Origin of the sequence: Pseudomonas edaphica (genome assembly GCF_005863185.1) — a bacterium.
Taxonomy (GTDB): Bacteria; Pseudomonadota; Gammaproteobacteria; order Pseudomonadales; family Pseudomonadaceae; genus Aquipseudomonas; species Aquipseudomonas edaphica.
Window position 1 is genome coordinate 1 of the sequence record NZ_VBVZ01000571.1, and the last position, 3,892, is coordinate 3,892.

At 60.3% G+C, this 3,892-nt stretch carries 3 protein-coding genes and 1 pseudogene; all 4 read left to right on the forward strand.

The genetic code is table 11. The features are described from left to right. Nucleotides 1–254 (forward strand): annotated as a pseudogene (locus FEM54_RS26700) (MFS transporter); the annotation flags it as partial. A 221-nt stretch (nt 255–475) separates the two neighbouring features. Next, complete coding sequence (locus FEM54_RS26705; RefSeq protein WP_138453672.1) at nt 476–2,425, forward strand: DNA topoisomerase III; 1,950 nt, start codon at nt 476–478, stop codon at nt 2,423–2,425. 132 nt (nt 2,426–2,557) lie between these two features. Beyond that, nucleotides 2,558–2,998 (forward strand): CBS domain-containing protein, encoded by a 441-nt coding sequence (locus FEM54_RS26710; RefSeq protein WP_017135016.1) that lies wholly within the window; start codon nt 2,558–2,560, stop codon nt 2,996–2,998. 8 nt (nt 2,999–3,006) lie between these two features. Further along, nucleotides 3,007–3,852 carry an NAD-dependent protein deacetylase gene (locus FEM54_RS26715; protein WP_017135015.1) on the forward strand — a complete coding sequence of 282 codons (846 nt, stop codon included), beginning with the start codon at nt 3,007–3,009 and terminating at the stop codon, nt 3,850–3,852. Nucleotides 3,853–3,892 lie beyond the last annotated feature (40 nt).

Sequence of the window (3,892 nt, forward strand, 5' to 3'; positions counted from 1 at the left end):
GCTACGGCCCGTTGGCAGCACTGATGGTGGAACTGTTCCCGACGCGCATCCGCTACACCTCGATGTCGCTGCCCTACCACATCGGTAACGGCTGGTTTGGCGGGTTCCTGCCAACCGTGTCGTTTGCCTTGGTGGTGTACACCGGCGATATCTTCTACGGCTTGTGGTACCCGGTGGTGGTGACCGGCGTGAGCTTGATTGTGGGGTTGTTCTGCCTGAAAGAAACCAAGAACGTGGATATCAATAACAACTGATCTTCAAAACGCTGAAGCCCCCTGTGGGAGCTGGCTTGCCTGCGATTGCATCACCTCGGAGTGTCAGATGTGCCGAGTTGTCCGTATCGCAGGCAGGCTAGTGCCCACATTTTTCTGAGTGCTGACCACACAAATTGCTGTACATCCATACAGATAACAGTTGCTCAATTGCCTTTGACTGAGCATCCTGCAAGGCATCGACCCGATTTGATGTGATGACCATGCGGCTGTACCTCTGTGAAAAACCCTCCCAGGCCAAGGATATCGCGGCCGTACTCGGCGCCAGTCGGCGTGGCGACGGGTGCTGGCTGGGTAACGGGGTCACAGTCACCTGGTGCATCGGTCACCTGTTGGAAACCGCCCCACCCGACGCCTACGACGCCAAATACAAGCGCTGGGTGCTGGCCGACCTGCCAATCGTGCCGGAAAAATGGAAGATGTTGGTCAAGCCCAAGACCGCCAGCCAGTTCAAGGCCGTCAAGCGTTTGCTCGGGGAAGCCCAGGAACTGGTGATCGCCACCGACGCCGACCGCGAAGTCGAAATGATCGCCCGTGAGTTGGTGGAGCATTGCCGCTATCGCGGGCCGATCCAGCGTTTGTGGCTGTCGGCGCTGGATGACGCCTCCATTCGCAAAGCCCTCGCCGCCCTCAAACCCGGCGCCGAAACCTTCAGCCTGTATCACTCGGCCCTCGGCCGCTCACGCGCCGACTGGTTGATCGGCATGAACATGAGTCGCTTGTTTACCTTGCTCGGGCGTCAATCCGGGTATCAAGGCGTATTGCCGGTGGGCCGCGTGCAAACCCCGACCTTGCGCCTGGTGGTGGACCGCGACCGCAGCATCGCCGACTTTGTGCCGGTGGCTTACTGGGCCATTGATGTCGACTTGCGGCATGAGCGCATGACCTTTACGGCTCAATGGCGGGCCGCTGAGGATGCCTGCGACGATCAAGGCCGCTGTCTTAACCCACAACTGGCTCGCGATGCTGCCGATGCGATGACCAACGCCGCCAGCGCCAGGTTGGTCAAACTGCGTACCGAACGCGTGCGCGAGGTGGCGCCCCTGCCCTTCGACCTCGGCACGTTGCAGGAAATCTGTTCCAAGAAGCTCGGCCTCGGCGCCCAGGAAACCCTGGACATCGCGCAGTCCCTTTACGAAACCCACAAAGTCATCACCTACCCTCGCAGTGATTGCGGCTACCTGCCGCTCAGCCAACACAGTGATGCGCCGAAGATCTTGGCCGCGCTGGCCCGCGCGGATGCGGCGGTGAATGAGTTGATGCCGCATATCAACCCGCAACGCCGCTCGCGGGCCTGGAACGACGCCAAGGTCAGCGCGCACCACGGCATCATTCCTACGGGTGCCGGTAAGGACGTCGCGCAACTGGCCGGCAAACACCGTGCGGTCTACACGCTGATTCGCGCGCGTTACCTGGCGCAGTTCCTGCCCAACCATGAATACGATCGCACCCAAGCGGATTTCGATTGCGCCGGCCAAGCCTTGCGCGCGGTAGGCAAAGTCATCATCGAGCCGGGCTGGAAACGCGCCCTGCCCGAGGCGCTGGCGCCTGCCAAAGGCCGTGAAGCTCCTGCACCGCAGGCCTTGCCGACCTTGGTGCAAGGCCAGGATTACGCGGTGGCCAAGGTCAACCTCAAGGACCTCTGGACCCAGCCGCCCAAGCCCTTCACCGAGGGCGACCTGATCAAGGCGATGAAAAACGTCGCCAAACTGGTGGAAGACCCGCTGCTCAAGCAAAAGCTCAAGGACACCACCGGCATCGGCACCGAAGCCACCCGCGCGGGGATTATCCAGGGTTTGCTCGACCGGGGTTATCTGGTCAAAAACGGCAAGGCACTGTCAGCCACTCCGGCTGCGTTCAGCCTGATCGACGCGGTGCCTCGGGCGATTGCCGACCCAGGCACCACCGCGATCTGGGAGCAGGCGCTGGACATGGTGCAAAGCGGTGAAATGAGCCTGGAAGAATTCGTCGCCAAGCAGGCGGCCTGGATGAGCAAACAAGTGGCACGCTGCAATGGCATGCGCATGACCATCACCGGCCCAGCCAGCCCGGCAGGCCGAGGTGCTACGCCGTGGAAAAACAAGCGCAAGGCTGCACCGCGCAAGACGACAGGCGCTCCAAAGCGGGCGAAAAAGCCGAACAGTGCCGGCTGAATAGCGAAATAATCCGGCGAATGACGTTTTTCGACGGGTTTAACGCCGCTTTGGGCCTTGCGGCGCTGTAGCCCGTCTAGGATTCTGTAAGGGACTCGCTGACTTCCTAATAACAACACCGGAGTGGCCGCCATGAAAACCGTTGCACAACTGCTCAAAGCCAAGGACCAGAAGAACCAGGACGTCCATACCATTCAATGGGACCACACGGTCTTTGAGGCGCTGGTGCGGATGTCAGAGAAAAACGTCGGGGCCTTGCCGGTGGTCAAAGACGGCGCGGTTGTCGGAATCATCAGCGAACGTGATTACGCCCGCAAACTCATCCTCAAGGGACTCTCTTCGGTTACCACAAAGGTCCATGAGGTGATGAGTTCACCGGTCATCACCGTGGATACCCATAAAAGTGTCGAAGAATGCATGAACATCATGACCGACAGTCACTTGCGCCACCTCCCAGTGGTCGAAGACGGCGAACTGAAGGGCCTGCTGTCCATCGGTGACTTGGTAAAAGAGGCCATTGCCGAACAGACCGACCTGATCAAACAGCTGGAGCAATACATCCGCGGCGAATAGGGGAACCCATGCTCGATACGCTGGACCATCAAGAAAATCACCTCGACACCCTGTACCGGGCCATGGCTGAACGACGCTTTTTGGTCTTGACCGGTGCAGGTATCAGCACGTCATCGGGCATCCCGGATTATCGCGACAGCGAAGGCGTGCGCCGTGGCAAGGCGCCGATGATGTACCAGGAATTCCTCGCCACCGCGCAAGCGCGTCGCCGCTATTGGGCACGCGCCATGCTGGGTTGGCCACGGGTGCGTATTGCGCAGCCGAACCAGGCTCATCTGGCGCTGGCCACGCTGCAGCAGCGTGGCCGTATCAGCGGGCTAATCACGCAAAACGTCGACACCCTGCATGATCAGGCCGGCAGCCATGATGTGATCGAACTGCATGGCAGCCTGCATCGTGTGCTGTGCCTGGACTGCCAGCAGCGCAGTACCCGCGATGTGATTCAGCGGCAGATGGAAATCGACAATCCTTACCTGGTGCAGGTCCACGCGGTGCAGGCGCCCGACGGTGACACCCTGCTCGATCCGACCTTTGAAGAACGCTTCCAGGTGCCGCGCTGCCCCCATTGCAATGGCGAGCGCTTGAAGCCAGACGTTGTGTTTTTTGGCGAGAACGTGGCACCGGCTACGGCAGCCAGGGCCATGGCCGCCGTGGGGCATGCAGACGGGCTGCTGGTGGTGGGTTCTTCGCTAATGGCCTATTCCGCATTTCGCCTGTGCAAGGCGATGGTGGAGCAAGGCAAGTCGGTAATTGCCATCAACCTGGGCAAGACCCGTGGGGATGAGCTGTTGCAGGTGAAAATCGAGGCGTCATGCGAGCGGTTGTTGCCTCTGCTGGCCGAACGACTGAGTTAGCAAAACCACCGAAAATCCAACTGTGGGAGCTGGCTTGCCT

Coding starts and splice junctions, on each gene's coding strand:
- FEM54_RS26715 (WP_017135015.1), top strand. CDS start 3,007: ATGCTCGATACGCTGGACCATCAAGAAAATCACCTCGACACCCTGTAC.
- FEM54_RS26710 (WP_017135016.1), top strand. CDS start 2,558: ATGAAAACCGTTGCACAACTGCTCAAAGCCAAGGACCAGAAGAACCAG.
- FEM54_RS26705 (WP_138453672.1), top strand. CDS start 476: ATGCGGCTGTACCTCTGTGAAAAACCCTCCCAGGCCAAGGATATCGCG.